This window comes from uncultured Photobacterium sp. (assembly GCF_947502415.1).
In the GTDB taxonomy this organism is placed as follows: Bacteria; Pseudomonadota; Gammaproteobacteria; order Enterobacterales; family Vibrionaceae; genus Photobacterium.
In genome coordinates this window covers 1-2,571 of the sequence record NZ_CANMZV010000062.1, presented here as the reverse complement: position 1 = coordinate 2,571, position 2,571 = coordinate 1, and the positions used below count along the sequence as shown (strand labels likewise).

Sequence of the window (2,571 nt, the reverse complement as noted above, 5' to 3'; positions counted from 1 at the left end):
GTGCGTATTTCGGCTGACGTGACCACTGATTTCGTTTTTATTCGACCACCTTTTTCAGCTCCTCTTTTCTCTTCCTAAGTTTTACTCCAAGTGGTCGATTTACGCTAGCTTTCTCATGGATTCTCCTTGCAACTCGATCCGATGGCTTTGGTGAACCAACCTATCTAAGATCGCATCGGCGATTGTGGAGTTATCGATCATCTGATGCCATTCTTTTACGGGAAGCTGGCTGATGATTATTGTGCTGCATTCTTGATATCGATCTTCCAGAACTTCAAGCAGATCACTCGCTTTTTCTTGGCACAGTTTCTCCATTCCCCAGTCATCGATGATAAGCAGTGATTTCTTCGATAAGTTCAACAACTGCTTCTGGTAGCTGCCATCCAGTCGGCTACTGCTTAAGTCATCAAGTAAGCGGTTGAGACGGTAATAGCGGGTTGGATGATGCTGCTCGCAGGCCTGCTCAGCAAGTGCGCAGGCAACGTAAGTTTTCCCGGCACCTGTCGGCCCTGTGATTAAGATGTTCTGGCGTTTTTGTAAATAGGTGCCAGATAACAGCTCACCCATTAATGCTCTTTGCAGGCCACGCTCTGGGCGGTAATCAAGTTGATTACCACTGGCGCTGAGGCGTAACTTAGCTTGTCGTTTAAGGCGCTGGATTTTTGTTTGGTTACGGTTGATCAACTCATAGTCGAGCAGTAGCCCCAACCTTTCTTCGAAGCCAAGTTCAGCATAAGTGGTTGGCTGTATTCTCTGCTGCTCCAACGCATCTGAAGCATGGCTAAGGCGCAGTGATTTTAACTGTTGGATAAGGGCGTCCATGTTTTTCTCCTAGTGATAGTAATTTGAACCGCGAACATTGGTGTGATTGAGGTTAGGTGTATCAGGCGACTGCCGTGATAACGTTCCTTCACGGTGATTTTGCAGCAGGTTTTTTACGAAGTTTAAGTACGGTTTTTCTGCCACTAACGCATCTCGACACGCTTGCTCCAGACGTGCATCCGAGTGTTTTTTTGCAAGGCTCAGTAGCCCGAAGCAACTTCTGAAGGCCTGCTCTGCATGCTTGGGACGCTTTAGTAATAGTGAAGTCACTTCGCCAACAGCCGGGCCGATAGTTTGTGCCCAGCGGATAAATCGCTCGGGAGTCCACGACTGGTATTGATGATTCGATGGCATGTGTTCGTGCACGGTAGAGAGGCCATATTCCTTCTGGCTGGTTGGATGTTGGGCAACGATATTACCTTTGTGGTAGATACGTACTATTTGGTGTGTTGCTTCCAGCTCCACTTGTTGCCCGACAAGTGGATGAGGCACTGAGTAGAAGTGCTTTTTGTATTGGATGTGGTAGTCGGGGGCAACCTTGGCTCGCTTGATGTCGATGTAAACATACGGCTGTGACGGCAAGGTTTTCAGAGCTGGTTGGTCGATTTTATTGAAGAGAGCGTGGCGGCTTATACCCAGTTGTTTCATTTCACGCTGGTTTAAGTCATGCATCAGCCCGCGGATAGCCTGATTCAGCTCGGCCAGGGTGTGGAACACCTGGTGGCGTAAACGCATCATTATCCATCGTTCGACGATAAGCACTGCATTTTCTGCTTTGGCTTTATCCTTGGGCTTGTAAGGCCTGGCGGGCATTACCGCGATACCGTAATGATGTGCAAGCTTTCGGTAGCTTTCATTGAGGGTGGGTTCATAGCGGTCAGCTTTGATGACGGCTGATTTGAGGTTGTCAGGTACCAGCAAGTTTGGGGTGCCACCAAAGTGGTTGAAGGCATTCACATGTGCCATGAGGAAGTGCTCTAAGCCCTGGCTTTCACTGGCCTCGACGTAGGTGTAGTTCGATGCCCCTAAGGTAGCGACGAAGATTTGCGCCTGCCGGCACTCGCCCGTATCAGGGTTCATTATTGCGATGGTTGGGCCACAGTAATCGATGAAGAGTTTGTCCCCCGCTTGATGGCGCTGCCGCATACTGCGTTTTTGTGTTTTCAGCCAGCGTCGATACAACTCACAGAACTGAGTGTACCCATAGGCCTGCTCTTGATACTGGTGACAGTACTCCTCCCAGAGCAGGGCTTTGGTCATCCCCTTTCTTTTCAGCTCTTGGTAACAGAGCGTAAAGTCTGGCATCACCTTATTTTTAGAGGGTGAACGGCCTTCGAACAGTGCTTGGCTAATTTGATTTTCATGATGGGTATCGTTCAGCGGCCAGGTAAGGCCACTGGATTTAAAGCGAGATAAGTGCTGAGAGACAGTCGAATGGGCGATATTGAGGCATGCTGCAATTTGTCGATTGGACAGGTTGCACTCGTATCGGAGACGTAAAATTTCCTTGATCTTGTTCATTGGCATTCTCTTTTTCGGCATGATTTATCCCTTGTGCTCTCAGTACGAAAGACTCAGGTTAAACCTATTGATTTAAAAGAGAAAAGAGATTGATTTCGCTAAATCGACCACCTATTTCGGAATTTGGCCAAAAGTGGCGGATTAAAAACGAAATCAGTGGACGTTTAAAAACGGATTTGGTGGTCGATTAAAACCGAAATAGCCGGTCGGCTGACTCCGAAATATGCA

At 48.1% G+C, this 2,571-nt stretch carries 2 protein-coding genes; both read right to left on the bottom strand.

What is annotated here, in order from left to right; genetic code table 11:
• Nucleotides 1–99: 99 nt before the first annotated feature.
• Nucleotides 100–822, bottom strand: a complete 723-nt coding sequence (gene istB, locus Q0852_RS23365; RefSeq protein WP_299022776.1) for an IS21-like element helper ATPase IstB — start codon at nucleotides 820–822, stop codon at nucleotides 100–102.
• Between the two features lie 9 nt (nucleotides 823–831).
• A complete protein-coding gene (gene istA, locus Q0852_RS23360) occupies nucleotides 832–2,364 on the bottom strand; it encodes an IS21 family transposase (protein ID WP_299022774.1) in 1,533 nt (510 codons plus the stop codon).
• Between the last annotated feature and the right edge of the window lie 207 nt (nucleotides 2,365–2,571).